General features: G+C 52.7%; 14 protein-coding genes. 7 read left to right on the forward strand and 7 right to left on the reverse strand.

What is annotated here, in order from left to right; genetic code table 11:
- Positions 1 to 112 precede the first annotated feature (112 nt).
- The gene (locus KK083_RS31435; RefSeq protein ID WP_254170130.1) at positions 113 to 1288 is read right to left on the reverse strand and encodes a vWA domain-containing protein; all 1176 of its coding nucleotides are present in this window, start codon (positions 1286 to 1288) and stop codon (positions 113 to 115) included.
- Between the two features lie 168 nt (positions 1289 to 1456).
- Here KK083_RS31435 and KK083_RS31440 point away from each other — a divergent pair, with 168 nt between their 5' ends.
- Both KK083_RS31440 and KK083_RS31445 read left to right on the forward strand, forming a co-directional pair.
- Positions 1457 to 3439, forward strand: coding sequence for a tetratricopeptide repeat-containing sensor histidine kinase (locus KK083_RS31440; protein WP_254170131.1), 1983 nt, complete (start codon positions 1457 to 1459; stop codon positions 3437 to 3439).
- Positions 3436 to 4179, forward strand: coding sequence for a LytR/AlgR family response regulator transcription factor (locus KK083_RS31445; RefSeq protein WP_254170132.1), 744 nt, complete (start codon positions 3436 to 3438; stop codon positions 4177 to 4179). Before KK083_RS31440 ends, KK083_RS31445 begins: the two co-directional genes overlap by 4 nt.
- 336 nt (positions 4180 to 4515) lie before the next feature.
- On the opposite strand, the gene KK083_RS31450 is transcribed toward KK083_RS31445, so the two are convergent.
- The 4 genes from KK083_RS31450 to KK083_RS31465 all read right to left on the reverse strand — a co-directional run bounded on the left by KK083_RS31450 (position 4516) and on the right by KK083_RS31465 (position 6507).
- Positions 4516 to 4758, reverse strand: a complete 243-nt coding sequence (locus KK083_RS31450) for a KGG domain-containing protein (RefSeq protein ID WP_254170133.1) — start codon at positions 4756 to 4758, stop codon at positions 4516 to 4518.
- 41 nt (positions 4759 to 4799) lie between these two features.
- Positions 4800 to 5132 carry a KGG domain-containing protein gene (locus KK083_RS31455; protein ID WP_254170134.1) on the reverse strand — a complete coding sequence of 111 codons (333 nt, stop codon included), beginning with the start codon at positions 5130 to 5132 and terminating at the stop codon, positions 4800 to 4802.
- A 197-nt stretch (positions 5133 to 5329) separates the two neighbouring features.
- A complete protein-coding gene (locus KK083_RS31460) occupies positions 5330 to 5983 on the reverse strand; it encodes an alpha/beta hydrolase family protein (protein ID WP_254170135.1) in 654 nt (217 codons plus the stop codon).
- A gap of 119 nt (positions 5984 to 6102) precedes the next feature.
- Positions 6103 to 6507: a hypothetical protein gene (locus KK083_RS31465; RefSeq protein ID WP_254170136.1), complete on the reverse strand. Its 405-nt coding sequence runs from the start codon at positions 6505 to 6507 to the stop codon at positions 6103 to 6105.
- 173 nt (positions 6508 to 6680) lie between these two features.
- Here KK083_RS31465 and KK083_RS31470 point away from each other — a divergent pair, with 173 nt between their 5' ends.
- The 5 genes from KK083_RS31470 (at position 6681) to KK083_RS31490 (ending at position 14224) form a co-directional block, all read left to right on the forward strand.
- Positions 6681 to 8471 (forward strand): glycoside hydrolase family 9 protein, encoded by a 1791-nt coding sequence (locus tag KK083_RS31470; protein ID WP_254170137.1) that lies wholly within the window; start codon positions 6681 to 6683, stop codon positions 8469 to 8471.
- 95 nt (positions 8472 to 8566) lie between these two features.
- Positions 8567 to 9160 carry a polysaccharide deacetylase family protein gene (locus KK083_RS31475; protein ID WP_254170143.1) on the forward strand — a complete coding sequence of 198 codons (594 nt, stop codon included), beginning with the start codon at positions 8567 to 8569 and terminating at the stop codon, positions 9158 to 9160.
- Positions 9161 to 9217: 57 nt separating this feature from the next.
- Entirely contained in the window at positions 9218 to 10105 is an 888-nt protein-coding gene (locus tag KK083_RS31480) for a YihY/virulence factor BrkB family protein (RefSeq protein WP_254170138.1), read from the forward strand.
- Between the two features lie 545 nt (positions 10106 to 10650).
- Positions 10651 to 13491, forward strand: a complete 2841-nt coding sequence (locus tag KK083_RS31485; RefSeq protein ID WP_254170139.1) for a M16 family metallopeptidase — start codon at positions 10651 to 10653, stop codon at positions 13489 to 13491.
- Between the two features lie 217 nt (positions 13492 to 13708).
- Positions 13709 to 14224 (forward strand): class I SAM-dependent methyltransferase, encoded by a 516-nt coding sequence (locus KK083_RS31490; protein WP_254170140.1) that lies wholly within the window; start codon positions 13709 to 13711, stop codon positions 14222 to 14224.
- Here KK083_RS31490 and KK083_RS31495 read toward each other — a convergent pair.
- A complete protein-coding gene (locus KK083_RS31495; protein ID WP_254170141.1) occupies positions 14216 to 14824 on the reverse strand; it encodes a TIGR00645 family protein in 609 nt (202 codons plus the stop codon). The two genes, KK083_RS31490 and KK083_RS31495, sit on opposite strands and share 9 nt — an antisense overlap.
- A gap of 140 nt (positions 14825 to 14964) precedes the next feature.
- On the reverse strand, positions 14965 to 20727 hold the full coding sequence (locus KK083_RS31500) for a fibronectin type III domain-containing protein (RefSeq protein WP_254170142.1): 5763 nt from the start codon (positions 20725 to 20727) through the stop codon (positions 14965 to 14967).
- Positions 20728 to 20800: the final 73 nt, after the last annotated feature.

Here is a 20800-nt window from a genome sequence, read left to right on the forward strand (position 1 = left end):
TCCTTACTCCTTACTCCTTACTCCTTACTCCTTACTCCTTACTCCTTACTCCCTGCCCCATTGCTGAACGCTCCTCTTCTGACTTCCGACTCCTGGCTCCTGACTTCTTCTCTCACTTCTCCCACCTCAGATCCTTCGTTTTGGCTTTCGCCCTTACTGCGGTGAGCATGGAGGCGTCGAGGGTGGCAGCGGCAGCGTTTCCGGCCGATTGCTGGGCGATGTAGACACGGCGTTTTTCGTTCAGCTGCTGGATCTCCTTCTGGATCTGGGCGCGCTCGGCGGATTTTTTGTTCACGTAGGCTTTCCGTTGCTCGGTGCTCATGCCCTTCATTTCTTTTGGCAGCTGCTCTTCTTTGGTCTCGGCGATCACTTTTTCATCGTCTTTGGCGGCGTCCACCAGGTCCCACGTAGAATTCTTGTAGGCATGAGAGCTTTTGGAGATGGCGCGTTCCACCTTGTTGGCCTGGCCATAGCTTTCGGCATTGCTGTCCTGTACCTTCTGCTGTTCCTTTTTGTAGGCGCCGGACTGTCCGTAATAGATGTAGGTGTCGTTGAGCCTGTCGTTCAGGGCGTCGATCTTTTCATCGTATGGTGAAGGGATATAAACTGTCTTACGATCCTGCTCGATGCTCATGTAAGTTCCACCGGTAAGCTCTGCGCCACGCTTCCATGATGTTTCCACACCTTCGCTGAACGGTCCGCAGAAAATTGAATTCACCACCACATCTTTCTCCTTGGCCAGGTTGCAGGCCATGTGGTACGGAATGGGTCCTTGTGTGAACGGCTCGTTGCCGGCGATGAAGATCATCTTGAGGTCGGCATTCGAGGCGGACCACTCCAGCTGCTTCAGCGACTTGTTGATCACATAACCACAATACTCGTTGCCGCCGTTGGTGGTCAGGGAAAAGAGCTTTTCGGAGATCACGTCCAGATCGCTTGTCAACGGACTCACCAGTCGCACATACCCCTCGGACGAAGGAAGGCCGTCGTTGCCATATTCATAGAGCGCGATGCGGATGCCGGGACGGGCGCCATCCGAACATTTCGCCGCGGCAAGCTCATTCACGATCTTCCAAAGCTGTGACTTGGCCTGGTCGATCAGTCCATCCATGCTGTTACTGGTATCGAGCAGCAGGGCCAGCATGATGGTCTGGTCTTTACCAGGTGTCTTGCCGGGCTGCGGTTCTCCTGCCCATGCCCGCCTGGACCCGCTGAACAGTAAGACCATGGTAAGCATGGGGATGATGGCCTTTGCAAAGCGCTGGCTGAAGGTGCGTATCGTTTTCATGTTGAATTTGTTTTTGATAAAATTCACGTTAAAAAACGGCAAATGATCGCTACACTTAGTGAAGGGGGATGCCGGCCGGGTAAAGCAAGCCTGCCAATGAGGGAACCCTGCTTTCAGACGGGTGACTGCGCCAGCGTGAATGAATAAAATAGGTAAATTGGTGCCGTTATGCGTTTACAAGGCTTTTTCGCGATCATTCTGATGCTTTCGGGCCCCTGGCTCTGCCTGCCGGCGATGGCACAGGAGAAGAAGAAGGCAGACCGTTATAAAAGCCTCAAGGAGCGATCGGCGGAGCTGAGCGCTGACGATCTGCTGGACGAAGCCCTGACCCTCAAAGACAATAATCCACGCGAAGCGCTCAATAAGGTGGAGGAAGCGCTGGGCGTCAGCCTCGCTCAAAAGAATGCGCTGGACGAAGGCAAATGTTATGTGATGCTGGGGCAGATCAACGAGCGCATCGAAGAGTGGAAGCTGGCACTGGACAACTATAACAGCGGATACGAAAAGCTCAGGGACAAGTACACGAACAGTCCCGAGTTCAGGACGGCCCTGCGCGGACTGGCCGAGACCAGTCTCCGGCTCGGTGACCATGCCCGTGCCCTGCAGCGCTATCAGGAGATGCTCTCACTGCGGCTAAGCTCATCCGAGCGCGCCTATGCACAGCTGGGCATCTCGGAGGTCTATTACCAGATGGGCAATTATGAGGAAGCCTTGCGTACGGTTGACAACATCTCCATGCCGAGCTCGAAGATCTACGATGAAACACTGAAGGTGAGCATTCAGAACCAGCGCGCCAGGATCTACGCCCGCACAAACGATGTGGACAAAGCAAAAGACGCACTGGAATATTCTCAGAACACGCTGCGTTCCAACCGCGCCGCCGCCCCGCAGCAAAAAGCTTCGGTACCACAAAAGCAGGACGAAGGGCTGAACGAGGCGAAGGAGGAAGTGACCGGAGCGCTGCACGAGCAGCAGCGTTACGATGAAGAGATCGATCTGCGAAACAAAGCTATCGAATACAACCTCGAGTCGAAGAACCTTCCGGAGGTGGCCAAAGACAAAGTAGGCATCAGCAAGGCGCTGGAGGCCAAAGGCGAGACCTCCGAGGCCATCCGCGAGCTGGAGGAAGCCGCATTGATGGCCGACACCATTAACAGTCCCAAAGACCAGGCTAAAGCATTCCTTGCCCTTGCGGGGATCTACGAGAAGAATGGGCGCAGCACACAGGCGTTGTCTGCCTACCGCCGATACAGTGAAGCCGTAAAGAAAGCAGACGCGCAGAACGAAGTGAGGCTCACGGAAAAAGCAGAGCTGATCAAAAAACAGAAAGACATCGAGTCACTTACGAAAGACGTCGCCATCGGCCAGCGTGAAGAGACCATCGCCAGGGGCACTGTGTTCCGGCAGCGGCTGATCATCTATGGCCTGTTGCTCATCATCGCCATCATTGGTGTGACCTCTTATTTCATTTACAAAAATGCGCAGGCGAGCAAAATTGCCAACCAGCTGCTGGCATTGAAGTCGTTGCGCAGCCAGATGAACCCGCATTTCATCTTCAATGCGCTCAACTCTGTCAATCATTTCATAGCCCAGAACGATGAAAGAACGGCCAACAAGTTCCTCTCCGAGTTCTCGCGACTCATGCGGCTGGTGCTTGAAAATTCTCAGGAAGATTTTATTCCCCTGTACAAGGAACAGGAGATCATCTCACTTTACCTGAAGCTGGAGCATTATCGCTTCCGCGACAAGTTCGATTACGAGATGAAGGTTGATGACGATATCAATACCGAGGCGATCGAGATCCCACCCATGCTGCTGCAGCCCTACATCGAAAATGCAGTGTGGCACGGCCTGCGGTACAAGGAAACCAAAGGACACCTTTCGCTGCATATGCGCAGGAACGGTCACGGTCTTGAAGTGGAGATCACGGACGATGGCATCGGGCGGAAACGATCGGCAGCGCTCAAGACCAACAACCAGAAGAAACAGGCTTCCACTGCCCTGAAGAATATCGAGGAGCGACTTACCATCATCAACAAAGTGTACAGGTCGAACTACCACATCGAGATCCGCGACCTGGATGCGGCATCCGGAACCGGAACCTCGGTGCTGGTGCATGTTCCGGCGCAAAACCAAAACAGCAACGCATGAAAGCAGTGATCATCGACGACGAAAAGGACAGCCGCGAGATACTGGCCAACTACATTGCCAAATATTGCCCCGGCGTAACGGTAAGCGGTTTTGGTGAATCGGTGGATACAGGACTGGCAGCCATCGCAGAACATCAGCCCGACATTGTTTTCCTGGACATCGAAATGCCTTACGGGAATGGCTTCGACCTTCTTGACCGGGCCCCGGAGATCAGCTTTGAGACCGTGTTTGTGACGGCGTTCGACCACTACGCCATGCAGGCCCTGAACCAGAGCGCAGCGTATTATCTGCTGAAGCCGATCGACATCGATGAGCTGATCAAAGCGGTGGAGAAGATCAGGAAAGAACGCAGCGAAGACCATTACACACAACACGCCCGGATCCTGCTTGACAATCTACGGGCAGGTCCCGAACAACATCAGAAAGTGATGCTGCCCACGCTGGAAGGTTTTGAGATCGTAAGCATCCGCAACATCATGTACTGTGAAGCGGAGGACAACTTTACCCGTTTTCACTTCGAAAGCGGACCACCCCAGCTGATCTGCCGCACCCTGAAACATTTTGAAGATCTGCTACGGCCGTACCGGTTCGTACGGATCCATCGCTCTTACCTCATCAATCCTGAATATGTGATCCGCTACTCCAAAGGCAAAGGAGGGTACATCACGATGAAGAATAATAAAGAGCTTGAAGTTTCTCCTAACCGGAAGAAGGAGCTGATGGAAGCGTTTGAGAAGTGAGACGGTCGCCGGTTGCCAGTTGCCGGATAGCCAGTTCAGACTGAGTTCTCTTTTTAAGTGTGGTGTTCCAATTCAGGTATATCTCACGCTTCGGCCTCAACCCTGTAATCGAAGCAGAATTCTTAAACACGTACACTACGCGAAACCGGCAACTGGCAACCGGTAACTGGCAACTAGTCTCGGTAACAAAAAAAGAGGTCATATCAACCTAGCCGAATCCTGTGGTTTACCGGGATTCACCGCAGCCTCACCGGCATTCCTGGCGATGACCAGGCTACGGATGCTAATTTTGATACAACCTCTTCCGGGTTATTGGAGAGTCAAATTTTCATTTGACTATTCCACATTTTCACCTTGTTCCTGTTGTTGCTGTTGTGGTTGATTCTCGGGGGTATTCTTTCGGCCCCTGCTCTCTCCGCTGCTTTCGCCGCCTTTGCGACCTATCTCTGCCATGTGCTGACGATTCTGACTGACAGCTAGTCCCCCCTTACGCGCAATGGCGCGTTGCTGCTCACGATCCATAGACGCGAATCCACGGTTAGCAGTCCTCTTCATTGTATTCTCTCCTCTTCCTTCCATGATTCATTTTTTTTGTTTGTATAAGTATTTAAAAATGATCCTCACTCTTTGTTTGCGTTCAGTTCCTCATCCTGATCTTTCTTGCGCTTGGCCTGACTGCCACGACCGCGTTCGCCACCTTTTCGACCGATGCGCTTCATATGCTCACGGTCCTGGCTCACGGCCTCTCCTCCCTTTCTACCGATTTCGGACATGTGCTCGCGATTTCTACTAACAGCTTCACCGCCTCTGGATCCAATGGAAGCCATATGCTCGCGGTTCCTGCTCACGGCTTCGCCTCCTTTTCTCGCGATCGCCCGTTGTTGCTCGGGACTCATGGATGCAAATCCACGATTGGAAGTTTTCTTTTTCTCCTCCGCTCCTTCTCGTTCCATCACTTCACTCCATTAATTTCCCGCCAGCTTGATAAAAAATACCGTGCCCCGCAATTGCCGGACGATTGTGTAGACAATCTTAAACAGTCACTTCACTTGATGTTGACTTGGTTCAACGAAGAATGTGTACGCTTATCCGACAAACGGCCGCTTTGAAATTCATCAATGCTGCTTGTACAACACTAACAAGCGGCACATTATAATGATTCAAACCATGCAGATGTCTTCGACGAAAGGTCTGGAATGAGGTCTTTTTTGCCGCTGGACTTGAATGAATGATCTGCACCATCGAAGATCTCGATACGTGCGGCCGGCAGTGTAGAGACTACTTGTTGAATGAGCTCGATATTAGCGAGGGTATCTTTTGTACCCTGAAGGAAGAGCATGGGAACAGGCACCTTGGCAAGATGTGCAGCACGGTCGGTGGAAGGTTTGCCCATCGCGTGAAGCGGAAAACCATAGAAGACAATTCCCTTCAGGAACGCAGGAGCCTGTCGCGATGCCAGCTGTGATGTCATGCGGCCACCGAAAGATTTTCCACCCGCCAGCACAGGGATCGCCGGGAACATCTCATGTGTTTTCTCCAGCACCATATTGACTGTTTTCTCTGCGATCGCCGGAGGGTCGGGCATCTTCTTCTTTTTCTCCATGTAGGCGAAGTTGTAACGGATGGTACCGATGCCGTGGTCAGCGAGTGTTTTCGACAATGACTTCATGAAAGGATGACTCATGCCTGCGCCTGCGCCATGGGCCAGTGCCATCACGGCCTTCATCTTCGGTGGTTCCATCAGCTCTGCCGAAACAGATCCGATGCTATCTGATATTGCAATTGAAAAAAGCTCCGACTTCATACCTGACAAGATATGATAATTCAGCAGAATTCGGAAAACCGGCTATTGAAAAGTACGAGGTACGAAATACGAGGTACGTGGCGCCCGTACTTCGTATCTCGTACCTTATGCTACTCTTTTTAACATGGGCAGTCATCCCGGTTCTCTTTGCTCAGCTTCTGGTTCTCTGTGCCGGAAACGTCGAGGGAATCAACCACATAATCGCCATAGAGCACACATACTTTGGCTTTCCTTTTGCCGCTGGTCCTGATGGAGAGGTTGAGCCCGTCGATATAACGCATATCCTCGGGCACCGTGACAAACGTTCCTTTACCGGAAGTCCACTTCAGCTCCCTGCTTTGATATTTCTCTTTTTTCGTTTTGCCGCTCAGCTCGAACCAGATACGGGTAGCCTTGGTCTCGTTGGAACATACATGGAAATGCCAGCCTTCCATATTGCTATTGCGATTAGCAGTGGCTTTAGGCCCGCAGTTCACCAACGCGCAGCAGGCAACAATAAATAAAGTATACAGTAAAGTTTTCATAAGCGTTTTTTGGTTTATCGAAGTTCCAAAAATACCCATGCCACGTTTTGAGAAGGAGTAAGGAGTAAGAAGCTACTTACTCCCGGCTCCTTACCCCCTTTCAATTTATCCCTGAAAACAGTGGTTGCTTTCTTTCACCGGCTTGTTCATATTGCCAACCTTAACTATTGGATATGTTAAAGTACCGCTGGTTGTTTTTGTTTTCGCTGCTCCTACTCTCCTTTCAGCAGGAACCACCTTCAGGATGGATCCGCATCAACTTGCTGGGATACAAACCCGGAGGAGTCAAAGTAGCGGTGTGGTGCAGCAAACAGGATGGGCAGCTCTCGGGCTTTCAGCTGATCGATAATCAAAGCAGCGCTGTGGTGTTCGAAGGCAAGAGCGGCAAGGCTTACGGCGCCTATGGACCTTTCAAACAATCGTACCGGCTTGACTTCTCTGCCTTCACCAAACCTGGCAACTATAAGCTTCGGGCAGGCAGCGCAGAATCACCAGTGTTTACCATCGGTGACGATGTATATAAAAACAGCGCAGACTTCGGCCTTCAATACATGCGGCAGCAGCGCAGTGGCTACAATCCATTCCTGAAAGACTCCTGCCATACGGATGACGGCTATACCATGTATGGCCCCATGCCCGACAGCACACACCTTGACGTAAGCGGAGGCTGGCATGATGCTACCGACTACCTGCAGTACTCCATGACCTCGGCCAACGCCACTTACCATCTGCTGGCAGCTTACCGCGATTTCCCTGCTGTGTTCGGCGACCTTCACCTCGCCAACGGTATGCCTGGAAGCAACAACATCCCGGACGTTTTCGACGAGGCAAGATGGGGCCTCGACTGGCTGCTGAAGATGCACCCCCAGCCCGACTGGCTTTTCAACCAGCTTGCGGACGACCGCGACCATATCGGCTTCAGGCTGCCCACGAACGATAAGGCCAATTATGGCAAGGGAAAAGAACGCCCTATCTACTTTGTCACCGGCGAACCGCAGGGACTCAGCAAATACCGGAACCGGACCACGGGCACTTCCTCCACCGCCGGAAAATTCTCGAGTGCCTTTGCGTTGGGCTTCCAGCTGTTCGAGCAACAAGACAAGTCATACGCCAACCTGCTGAAGCAACGCGCATTCTCCGCCTACGCTTTCGGCCTGCGAAAACCCGGCAATACCCAGACCGCATGTTATTTGTCACCGTATTTCTATGAAGAAGACAACTGGGTTGACGACATGGAGCTCGCCGCGGCACAGGTCTACGCCATGTCAAAAGACAAAAAATACCTGGAGGCTTCTTTCCGTTATGCTGAACAGGAAAAGCAAACACCCTGGCTCGGCAAAGATACCGCCAATCATTATCAGTGGTATCCATTCATTAACGTTGGCCATTATGAGCTTGCAAAAGTAGCCGACGAGAAGGTCCGGAAGCAGGTGATCAAATTCTATCGCGACGGCATTGAAAGTGTCTGGAAGAAAGCAAAGCACAACGCGTTCTTCCGGGGTGTGCCCTTCATCTGGTGCAGCAACAACCTGCAGGCATCGTTTGCCATTCAATGTTACTGGTACCGCGAGCTCTCCGGCGACAACACCTACGAGGCGTTAGAGCAGGCAACGTTCGATTGGCTCCTGGGCTGCAATCCCTGGGGGACCAGCATGGTGATAGGCCTTCCTGCCAATGGAGATTATCCTGATGATCCACACTCTTCCCTCAACTTCCTGCACGGTTATCAGACCCTGGGCAGCCTGGTGGATGGTCCTGTATACGGCAGCATCTTCAAACAACAACGCGGTGTACGCATTGTGCGGGGTGACGAGTATGCCGAATTTCAGAGCGACCTTGTGGTGTACCACGATGACTATGCCGACTACGCCACCAACGAACCAACGATGGATGGAACCGCCAGTATGATCTACCTGCTTGCCGCGAAGGAAAATGAAAACCCGGGTTTAAAAAAAAAGCCCTGACCGTTAGCCGGGGAGCGATCATCCGTGGCGACAAGGCCAGGAAAGAAATTGCCCTGGTCTTTACTGGCGATGAGTTTGCAGACGGCGGCTCCCTGATCACAAAAACGCTCAAACGCCAGCAAGTAAAGTCTTCGTTTTTCTTCACCGGGAACTTTTACAGGAATCCCTCCTTCCGGGGTCTCATCCGGGACCTCAGGCGTGATGGGCATTATCTGGGCGCGCACAGTGACAAGCACCTGCTATATTGTGACTGGTCGGTGCGCGACAGCCTCCTGGTCACCCGCACACAATTCCTGGACGACCTCCGGGCGAATTATAGCGAGATGGAAAAATTCGGTATCCGTAAGTCGGACGCCCCCTATTTTCTGCCTCCTTTCGAGTGGTACAACGACACCATTTCTGCCTGGACGCGGCAGGAAGGGCTGCAGCTTATCAACTTCTCTCCCGGCACGATCAGCCATGCGGACTATACCACGCCAGACCTTCGTAATTACAGGAGCAGCGAAACGATCTACCAGTCCATCACTGCCTACGAGAAACAAAACGGAATGAACGGTTTTATCCTGCTTGTTCACATCGGCACGGCACCAGCGCGCACAGATAAATTCTATTCGAGGCTGGAGGAGCTTATCGTGTACCTGAAGAAAGAAGGGTATTCATTTTCGCGTGTGGATGGGTTGCTGGAATAATGCGTTGTATTTTGCCGCGCATTATGTCTTTCATGATCATTTTTGCATTTTTAGCAAATGAAGGGTAACCGACGCAAGCCATTACAACTCCTGAGAAGCGCTTACAGGCTGCTGCGGAAGAACGATCCGCTGACATTATCCGCTGCCACGGCTTTTTTCACCACCTTCGCCATATCGCCGATCATCATCATCCTGGTAAATGTGCTCACCCTGTACTTCAACCGGGAGAGCATCCGTCCGCAGCTCTTCAGCAAGATCGCCTCCATTTTCGGGCAGGAGACGGCGATGGACATCGAACTGATCGTTAACAATTTCAGGACATTGGAAAGCAACATCTGGGTGACCCTCGGAGGCTCGTTGTTCTTCGTTTTTGTGGCCACTACCTTGCTGAGCGTGGTCAGGCGTGCCATTCACAAGATCTGGAATATCCGGCAAAAATCAGGAAAAGAGCTGGGTTACGGCGTCAAGGAAAGAGCGATCGAGACCGGCGTTATATTATTAACCGGCGCGCTGTTCCTGTTTGCGCTCTTTCTGGATACATCGGTCTCTATCTTCCGCGACTACCTCCACGAGCTGATACCACAGGTGCATACTGCCCTGATCCGGGTGGTGAATATCTTTTTCTCTATTGTTGTGATCACGTTGTGGTTCACCATGGTCTTCAAACTTCTGCCCGAAGCCCGTGTTCAATGGAAAGTTGCCTTTACCGGCGGATTGTTCACCGGCGTGCTGTTCAGCCTGGGAAAATTTGTGATGGGCAAATTTCTGATCCACGGTAAAATGGCATCCATCTTCGGCGCCTCGGCCTCCATCGCACTGGTATTGCTTTTCATCTTTTACAGCTCATTCATCCTGTATTTCGGGGCGGCGTTCACCCATGAATATGCCCGCACAAGCAACAAACCCATTCAAGCCGGAAAGCTCGCTGAGAAGTTATCGGATTAAGACCAGTGTCTTGTCATTTTTGAATATCGAACCAAGGGATATCGAATATAGAATTTCGAAGTGGTGACTCCTTCGAAATTCGGCGTTCTTTGTTCGATATTCGATATTCAGACACTCCGGTTGCCGGCGACCGACAGTCCGAAATTATTTCGGGCGCGACAAACGTTTTTAGAAATGCCTGCGTTAAGAGATCGGCAGCGGTCGTTGCCGGTAGCAGCCATGGTTCATAAGTTAGTTGAACGCTGCCTGCTGCTGATGTTCAACTAAAAGAAAGGAGGTACCATGTCTAGTCCCACGCAAATTTTATCGAAACAACATGAACTATTAAATTCACCGGGTAGGTGATGTTAGGGTAAAGTTGTTGTACCTCGTGCAATTTTTTAGTTTCATGGATAAAATTGAATGAGGATTTTGATATCCGGCCTGCGTCCCTGGCCGGATATTTTTTTTCTACCCACCGCCCGCTTATCACATTGTTGGAAGTATCCATCCGCAGAATGATAACTTTGAGTTAACCTAACATTGACTCATTAACCCCTTAACCCATGAAACACGTTTTACGCATAGTCACACTGCTCACCATGTTTGGGGGAGCCGTTACGGCGCAATCTCCACAGAAAGGCAAAGCTTCATTTGCGCTTCCCTATGAAAAATTTACGCTGGCCAATGGCCTGGAGGTGGTGCTGCACGAAGATCATTCCGACCCTATTATCGCCGTGGCTACGCTCATGCATGTGGGCTCGAGTCGTGAGAAACCCGGTAAAACAGGATTCGCACATTTTTTCGAGCACATGTCGTTCAACGACTCAGAGAATGCCCCACAAGGCGCTAACCGCAAGCTGATCCCCGAATGGGGTGGCCGGCGGAATGGCGGCACCTGGTCTGATGGCACCATCTACTATGAAGTAGTGCCCAAAGACGCCTTCGACAAGATCCTGTGGATCGACTCAGACAGGCTGGGCTACATGATCAACACCGTGACCAAAGAAGCGCTCGAGGCCGAGAAGCAGGTGGTGAAAAATGAAAAACGCGAGAACGTGGACAACGTACCTTATGGCTATACCGACGAGATCATCCGCACCAATCTTTACCCCGCAGATCATCCCTATCACTGGACTGTGATCGGCTCGCTGCCCGACCTCCAGGCCGCAACCCTTGACGATGTAAAGGAGTTCTACGAAATGTACTACGGCGCCAACAATGCCACGCTGGTGATCGCCGGCGACATCGATATCAAAGAAACCAAAGACAAAGTACAACGCTGGTTCGGGGAGATCAGGAAGGGACCGGAAGTAAAGCCCATGAAGCCCATGCCGGTGAAACTCGACCAGGTCAAATCATTTTATTTCGAAGACAACTTCGCGCGGCTGCCGGAGCTTCGCCTGGTGTTCCCTACAGTAGAGAACTACCACCGCGACGTGTATGCGCTTGACATCCTGAGCGAGCTGCTGAGCGGAAGCCGTAAATCGCCGTTGTACAGGATCATTGTAGAGCAGAAAAAACAGGCTCCGGGTGTGAACAGCTCTCAGGACGGCGAGGAGCTTGCCGGCGAATTCGTTTTCCGGGTAAGGGCCAATGCCGGCACAAGCCTCGACGACGTGAAGGCCTCCATCGAAGAAGGACTGGCACTTTTTGAAAAGGAAGGTTTTACAGACAACGACCTGCAACGTGTGAAAGCCGAGCAGGAGACATCCCTCTACAACGGTATCGGTACGGTGCTCAGCAAAGCTTTTACCCTGGCAAACGCGAATGAATTTATCGGTGACCCGGCGTATATCATCAAGTCGGCAGCCATGACCCAGGCCGTAACGCGCGAAGATATCATGCGGGTCTACAACCAGTACATCAAAGGTAAGCCTTACCTGATGACCAGCGTGGTGCCGAAAGGCCAGACCAACCTCGTTGTGAAAGGCGCAACACCCGCTACCGTCTGGCAGGAACAGATCGTGGCCGGCGTACAGAACGAGAACGTGACGCGGGGTGGCGAGGCAGACACTCTAAAAACAAAAACCAAATATGACCGCTCGGAGCCGGCATTCGGTGAGCTGCCACTCTTTAAAATGCAACCGATCTGGGACGCCAAACTGAACAACGGACTTTCCATCATCGGCACGGAGAACAGCGAGATACCACTCGTTACTTTCGATATCACCATTCCCGGTGGCCACGCCCTGAATCCTGCTGACAAAGCCGGGGTGGCAAACCTGATGGCGCAGCTCATGATGCAGGGAACCGCCAAACGTACTCCCGCGGAGCTGGAAGAGGCGATCGGGTTGCTCGGCTCTTCCATTACGATCCAGTGCGCAAACGAAGAGATCAGGATCACAGGAGGTTGTCTTGCGCGGAACTTTGAAGCCACTTTCGCTTTGGCGCAGGAGATGCTGCTGGAACCACGCTGGGATGTAGCGGAGTATGAGCGCCTGAAGAAAGCTTTGGAGACCAGCCTCAAAGGCAACGAAGCCAACGCCACGGCCATTGCCAATCGTGTGTTCATAAAACTGATCTATGGCCCCAACCATATCTTCAGCCTTCCTGTGATGGGCACCTTGCAAACCACGGCCAACATCACCCTTGACGATCTCAAAAGTTATTATGCGAGCAACTTTTCCCCTACTGGAGCGGCCTTCCATATTGCCGGAGCCGTTGACAAGTCACGCGTGGTCAAAACGATTACATCGCTTGAAAAACAGTGGCCGGCAAAACCTGTGAAGAGCGCTGCGAGCGTGGCACCACAGCCAGCGCCCGCGGGCAACGTATACTTTGTTGACTTCCCCGATGCCAAACAATCTGTGATCCTGGCGGGAAGGATTGCCCTCTCTGCCACAGATCCCAACAGCGACAAGCTTAACTTTGCCAACGAGATCCTGGGTGGCGGATCGAGCGGAAAACTCTTTCAGACCTTGCGGGTGGAGAAAGGTTACACGTATGGCGCCTACTCATTCGTTAACGCTACCAAGGCACCGGCACCGTTCATGGTGAGCACCAGTGTTCGAAGCAATGCCACGTTACCGTCGCTGCAGATCATCCAATCGATCCTGGCTGACTACGGTAAAAATTTCAGCGCGCAGGACGTGGAGGTGACCAAAAACAAGGTACTGAAAGCCAGTACACTGAGTTATGAAAGCCTGGGCTCGAAGCTAGGCGCACTGCGCGAGATCAGCAAATACAACCGGTCGAAAAAATTCATCGAAGAAAGTCAGCAGGCGCTGGTGAAGATGACGCTCGCCGATTTCAAATCGGTGATCGGCCAGTACATGAGCGAGCCTGACATGATCTACCTGATCGTGGGTGACAAGGCCAGCCAGCTGAAGGAAGTAACGCAGCTCAAAGGCAAGGTGATCGTGCTCGACAACCAGGGCAATCCGGTGGGCGAAGGAAGCAATTGAAATAGTCGACATCCTCCCCTCGAAGACCGTCATCCAGAGCGGTGACCCAGGCGGGGTGGCCAGTGTGAGCGAAGGATCCCCCGGAAACTTACTGCGTACTTAATTCGAGAGCAAGTCTTTCGATGTGTACTTCGCTAAAAGGGGATTCTTCACTCCCGCGCGCCTGCACACATGCTGCGTTCAGAATGACGGTCTACTGGGGTTGGATTAAAAAAATATGAAGACCAACCAACGTTTCAACTGGGCGGTATCCGTTCTGGACATTGCCCCATCAGACAACGTGCTTGAGCTGGGTTGTGGCGTCGGCTTTGCCGTGAGCCTGATCGCGCCGTTGCTGGAAAAGGGAACCATCACGGCCATCGACAAGTCTGACTCCATGGTGCAAAAGGCCATGGAACGCAACCGCGCGTTCATCAAGACAAAAAAAGCGCAGGTGCTGAAACGGGCGCTGCTGGCGCTCAAGCCCGGACCGCAGGGTTATAACAAGATCTTTGCGTTCAATGTAAACGTATTCTGGACCACCAGCGCGGCCAAAGAGCTTGCCATTATCCGGCAGCATCTCGCACGCAAAGGCACGTTATATCTGTTTTACCAGCCTCCCTCCACGGGAGGAATGAAACGGATCTGCGAAACGGTAAGGCAGAACCTGGCGCAGGAGCAGTTCAAGGTAAAAGAGATCCTCTTTGAAGAGTCGCCGGCCATTGCCTCGTGCTGCATCGTAGCCTCACTCTGATTTGATGACCTCCTTGCCTTTGAGCTGTTGCACCGAATTATTGAACACGGTAGCAGTTTTAGATACTTCTTTATGCTCCAATATTCTGGCGATCCATGCAAGGATCAGGGCCGAGATAATGAACACCAGGTGGATCGAGATCTCGAATCGCAAAGCATCGAGACCCTGGGTTTTCGTTTCTGAATGAATATCGATGAATGTTTTCAGGAGGTGCACACCGGAAATGGAAGCCAGGGAAGTGGCCAGTTTTACTTTAAGCCTGTCTGCGTCGAGGTTATCGATCCAGTGCGGGCGGTCTTCCTGTTTATCGAAGTCGATGCGGCTCGTAAAAATGGAGTAACCACCGATGATCACAATAATCAGCAGGTTCATTACCATGGAAATATCGATCAATCCGAGGATCGCGAGCATCACTTCCACTTCCGATAAATTCTGGATCTGCTGGAAGAGGCGGGTCAGCTCTTCCATGAACTTGTATACATAAAGGCCGGAACCGAGGATCAGGCCCAAATAAATGGGGGCCTGGAACCACCGTGAAAAGAAAACGAGAAATTCGATGAAGCTCTCTATGCCACGGTTCATCTTAGAAAGAAAACTCATAATGCTAAAAGGGGTTGTTTTCGGGGCAAAAATAGAATTTTTCCACGAAACACCGAAATAGCCGGTAAAATGGTAAATGGTGATCGGTAAACAGTAATCCATTCAGAACAAAAACCGATTACCGATTACCTGATTACTGATTACCGATTATTAACCACCACCCTTTTTCGCACCTCCGTTTTCCCTTGCGTGGCGATCACACAATAAACACCTTCGGTCAAAGGTCCGGACACCGGCGTCACGGGAACACCCTGGCGAAGCTCCTCAAACGTGTAAGACCTTGTGAACACTTTGCGGCCTGTGATGTCAATGATCTCTATAAACACCTGCTCGGGTCTTGGCGATTGTACTTTGAGGCTGAAGCCGTTGCTATTTGCCGGAACGGGGTAAGCATGCAGCACAAACTCTTTCGAATAACCGTCATCGATGCCTGTCACGGAAAACTCAAATCCGTCAGACTCCTGTGAACAGTTGCCCTGCGATACCACCACCGTATAAAGACCGGAAGCAGTAGGTGTGAATGTATTGGCGGTGGCACCGGCGATGGGCGTACCGTTCAGCTTCCATTGCAGCGATCCGCTGACCTGCGTGGACAGCACGTTATCCTGAACTGTGATCACGGGCTTTCCGAGGCCGTCGGGAATAATATGGATCGTTTTCTGCTCGCCTTCACATCCACCATGAATAGCGCTGACATGAACAACGGTAGCAGTTTCGATGGGTGCAGTAACGTACGAATCGTAGGTGGCGCCTTCTATCTTCTCACCACTGGCGTCGTACCATGCGTACGTTCCTTCCGGTGACCCGGAAACGCGGATCATCACATCCACGCCCCGGCATACATTGATGGTGTCGGGAGCGATGACGGCAAAAGGTGGAACATAGTCAAAGGTTGCCACGGATGCCAGTATGCGGTCTGCACATCCCTGCCGTGTAGCTTTGATGCGGATATTGTTCTCACCGGATGACAACGCAGCGCCCGACACCTCGAGTGCGATCGTTGTGCCGTTGCCATTTCCCGGCGCGGAGATCACGTCATCGTTCTCATTGATGGCCGTATAGACCACGCCGGTTTCACTTGTTCCGAGTGTTATGATCACGGCATCACTTCCACAGGTATTACCGGCTTCCGCTACCGGTGCCGTTGTGTTGATCTGGCAGTCAGGATCTTTATTGTAATTATACACCAGTGACTCGCGTGAGCAACCTCCCGTGAAGGCCACCACGGTGTAGTTACCCGGTTGCTCAGGCTTAAAAAAGGGTTTTGTCGCGCCCGGTATGGCTGCGCCGTCTTTCCTCCACTGGAACTGCGCCTCCACCTGCGTGAACAGGGTGTCGTTGTAAAAAATGATCTCCGGTGTCTCGAGGGTATCGGCGTACACGCGAATGCTGTTCAATGCAGACTCGCAACCTCCAGCATTGACGCCGGCAACATAAAAAATGGTCTCGGTAAATACCGGTGGTGTGAGCAGGGTCGACGCATGCGTACCCAGCTCGGTATGATCTTCATCGTACCATTTGTAGGATCCGCCCGCAGGTGCTCCCGAAGCCTGAAGCATGGCCTGCTCGCCCTGGCATACTGAAGCATCATCCTGAACGGAGATCGAAAAATCAGGCGTATAGTCAAAGGCCACCTGTGCGGGCAGCAGCTGCTCCTCGCATCCCCTGAAGGCAGCCTTAACCCGAACATGATTGGTGCCCGTGATCAGTTTGTCTTTATGAAGCGCCAGCACAAGCGACTCACCGTTGCCCTCGGCAGCCTCAGAAATGATCGCCTCATTTTCATTCAGTACAACGTATTCGGCACCGGCCTGGCTATGGGCGATGGTGATGACTGCATCGTCCTGTCCGCAGATTGCAGAAGCCTGCACCTGGGGTGTATTCACATCGAGCTGGGTGCGGGCAAAGGTGAGCGTGAACCGGTCAGTGCCATAGCTCGCAGGATTTGCATCCACCGCGAAAGCGTATCCTGAAGCATCGACAGTCACGGTGTGATTCGTGTAATGATCCGTGAGGGTCACATGGCCGACACCGGCAACGGACTCCAGCGCGTCGAAACCTAACGTATAATTTCCGGGTGGCACCTGCTGCACATTGAGCTTTACCGTTTTAGAACAGAAGCTGTTGCCCAATGTATTCACGGCCACATTGATGTTGTTACCCGTAAGGCTCGAGAGGTTGAACATTCCTTCATTCTGTTTTTTGATCGCGTCATAAAGATCGTCAAACGCATCGGTGCCCGTCTCTGTGAAGAGGATATAGGTGGCGTCTTCACGGGCGCCCTGCATTAACCGTACAACGATGTGGGTGGCAGTCTCCGGAACCGGAGCAATTTCCGGCGTTACAGTTTTTGCTTTTTCCGTGACCATCAGCGAGGGAGACTGGTTATAAGTCCGTACCCAGAACGCCTGACCTGAACCGATAATACCAGGCGCTAACAATGCGTTGTGATAGATATACCGGGTCACCATCTGGCCGTCGATGGTTTTGCTTTCGCGAATGGCGATCGTGTTGACGATGCCAGCGCTGCTCCAGGCGCCGCCGTCTGCGCTCCAGGTGATGGGTGACGCATACGGGTTGCCAACGAGGTTCCACCCGTCGTCAGCGCCACCACCAGTGCCACCATTGAGATTAAAAGAAACATTTCCCTGGAATGGATTGCCAGACATCTGCAACGTGACCGGTGATGCTCCGTTCAGCTTCACGGCATACCCCCTGCCCTTCTCGATGGCTGCCTGGTTCGATCCGCCTGCGAAAGGATAGGCAGTCAATCCCGTGCCATTTGAAATGAACATGGATGGCTCTGAGGAACCCGCCGAAGCACCGGTGAACTGACCCGTGATGGCAAAGTAATTCTGCCAATGGGCAACCGTGACACCGGCCACCGGAGCCGAGAGGTCACGCCAGTGTTCACCCAAAGGCTCGAGGTACCGCTGCACATTTACATTTCCGGTGATGGCAGCATTATCACCCAAAGGAGCGATCACCGCTGTACGGGTGGCTGTGCTCAGCAGTGTAACCTGTCCGTTGGCATTCAGCACGCCACCGTTCACTACCACGGCACCGGCAATGCTGGCAGGCGCCTGTGCTGCAACGGAGCCCGATGCACAATCTATCAACAATGTATCGATGTTATTGTTTGTGGCGTCGAAGTACAGGTTTGACGGCATACCTGACGATGATGTGATCTTCACATCGCCTCCGTTCACACTGATCTTTCCCGTCTCGTTTTGTGCGTTGACGACACCAGCGCCCGAAATATGAAGTGTGCGCGCGCCGATGTTGAAGCTGGCTCCCGTCGCGAGCGCAAGCCCTCCGCCGCCCGAGGATCCCAGTATTATTTTCTGTGCGTCGCCCTGTACGGTGACCGCTGCGTTCGTACCTGCGGTGATCTGGTAAAAGTTCAATCCCGCGGCAGCGGATAAAGTATGCGCTGTGTTCTCAGTGAACCGGAGATCGATCCTGTTGTCGGAGGCCGGAGCATTCAGCGTCCCGTTCGCTATCAGGTTTCCACCTACCGTCAGCACGGTTTCATTGCCCGGCGCACCCTTTACGGTGAGTCCATTGGCGATGGTCACGTTGCCGGATACATGCGTAGCACCGGCATCGAAGGTTTTTGTACCACTTCCGGAGAGCTGGATGTTTCCATACGTATTCGAAGGAATGAAACCATACACATTAAAATTCACTGTTGATGCAGCGCTCAGTTTGTTCAGCACCGGCACCGTCTCGTGGTTGAGGTTCAGCGTGGCAGTGCCCTCCAGGTCTACCGTGGCGGTCAGTGGCTGATCGACCGTGAGCGTAACACCGGTGGGCACGATCAGCTTCGAAGCATTGCCGGAGATCTCCCAGGGCCCGCCAACGCTGGTCTGTGTGCGGTTGCTGATCACAAAAAATTGTCCGTTGGTTGTAAAGTCCGCAGGTGAGCTTCCCGTACCGTTCGGTTGCTGTTTCCAGGTGGCTACATTGTTCAGAGCACCAGTAGCCATCGCGTAATACATCGCCGAAGGAGCTGTTGTAACCGCCAGGGGTGCCGACATGGCTGACCTGTTCCCGCTGGCATCCACGGCTTTTACTGTAATGTTGTACGCGGTGCCCGGCGCCAGTTCTGTAACTGTGAACGCGGGCAGTGACGTTGACCCTGCGAGCTGTCCGCCGGAAAACACCTCGTAGGTTGTTACCGCTACATTGTCTGTGGAAGCCGTCCAGGTGAGGGCTACCTGCGTTTGTGTCTTGCTGCTCAGCTGAAGTGATAACGGAACGGAGGGCGCCTCCGAATCGCCTGCCGTGGTAGCAGAAACGATCGTTGAAAAAGCGGAAGCGCTGGCTGCCGTAACTGTCTTCACTTTATAATAATAAGTTGTGCCCGGGGTCAGCCCGGTTGTATCGGCATATACACCGGTGCCACTTCTGCCTACGATAGCAAAAGTTCCGTTTGCTGCGGCCGACCGGTAAACTTCAACGTCTCCGGTACTGCTCTGCCAGCTCAGGTCGATGCGTTGCATACCACTTCCCTGCGCCACAAGGTTCAGGGGAACGGCAGGAATCACGGGCGGCTTATAGGCACCACTGCGGATCATGGAATCCGGTACAGCTTTGTAGGCCACACTCAGGTCCGGCCCTTTGTACTGAACACTCAACGACTGACCTCCTGAATAATCAAAATAATAAACGTCAACGGGATGTGGTCCTGCCGTAAGGTGCAGCGTATCACTGAATCTCACTACCGTACTGTGGCTTCCATTATTATCAATGATGGTATCGGCATCGAGGAACATCCTGCTGCCATCGTCGGAGCTCAGCCTGAAAATGTAATCGCCTGTTGCAGGGATATCAAAATAACCCGAGAACTGAAAATTGAAAAAGTCTTCCTGCGTTCGGGGGGTGAGTGAAAAATTCTTGACCTTACCTGTAAACTCCGGATCAGCCCACGTGGCTACCATGGTCGGATCGTCAAGGTCTATCCACGCCCCCGTGCTGTGCTTGTAGTTGAGGCCCAGCACATAGGTGGAACCTGTGATCTGGTTGGAAGGTGGCGAGACGTGATCGGCATGATCAACGGCCGTCACATAAACCGGGAACTCCGTATTGGCAGGAAGCCCGGTGATGGTAAACGTGGTCAGTGACGTATCGGTCGATATCGTGGTACCGCCATAAGTAACTTCGTATCGTTGGATGCCCGTGTTGTCAGCAGCGGGTTTCCAGGCCAGGGTGATGCTGCTGATGGTGTTGGCCGTCATGGTCAGCTCCTGTGGCGGCGAAGGTGGCGTGGCATCTCCGCCCGTTGTGATCTGATAGTTGATGTTCACGTCATTGGAAGGAACGTAGTTGGAAGCTCCCGTTTTACTGACCGCACGCAGCTTGTAGAGGTACGTGGTGCCGGGCTCCAGCCCTCCGTCGTAAAATGAGATGGCATCCTTGGCAGTACGACCTGCGAACTTAAAATCAGCGGTGCCAGCTTTCTTTCTCCAGATCTCGTAGGCTGTTTCGTTGCTCACAAGATCGTTCCAGCTGAGAAACACACCCGAAGGCATCAGCGTTCCTTTGAAGTTGGCGGCGGTGGCATCGAACACCATGTTTTGGGGCGCCGAGTTGTTGAAGAACAGCTGAACGGGATCGGATGGCGGACTGGGACAATAGGAATAACTTGTCACCAGCGTATAGGCACCGTTGGAACCCGCGCTGGAGGTTGTCAGCGTTGCCGTGCGCAACGTATCGTTCACATCGGTGTTCGGAAAATTCAGCGCCACACCGTTCTTATACCACGTGTACAGCTCGGCTTCGGGCACCGACCTGAGCACCACCGTGTTGTTCGCGTCGTTGCTGACAAGACCAGGGCCCCGCAGGTGTGTGGTTCCCTTCACCTCTATCGTTGGCTTGGCAGGGCTGATCTCTGTTACCACGATCGGATCAGACCACGGTTGCCAATCTTCTTCCGAAGGATTTGCCTTTCGGCTGAAACGCCCCCTGTAAGTG

It is taken from the genome of Chryseosolibacter histidinae, assembly GCF_018598225.1.
Classification (GTDB): Bacteria; Bacteroidota; Bacteroidia; order Cytophagales; family Cyclobacteriaceae; genus Chryseosolibacter; species Chryseosolibacter histidini.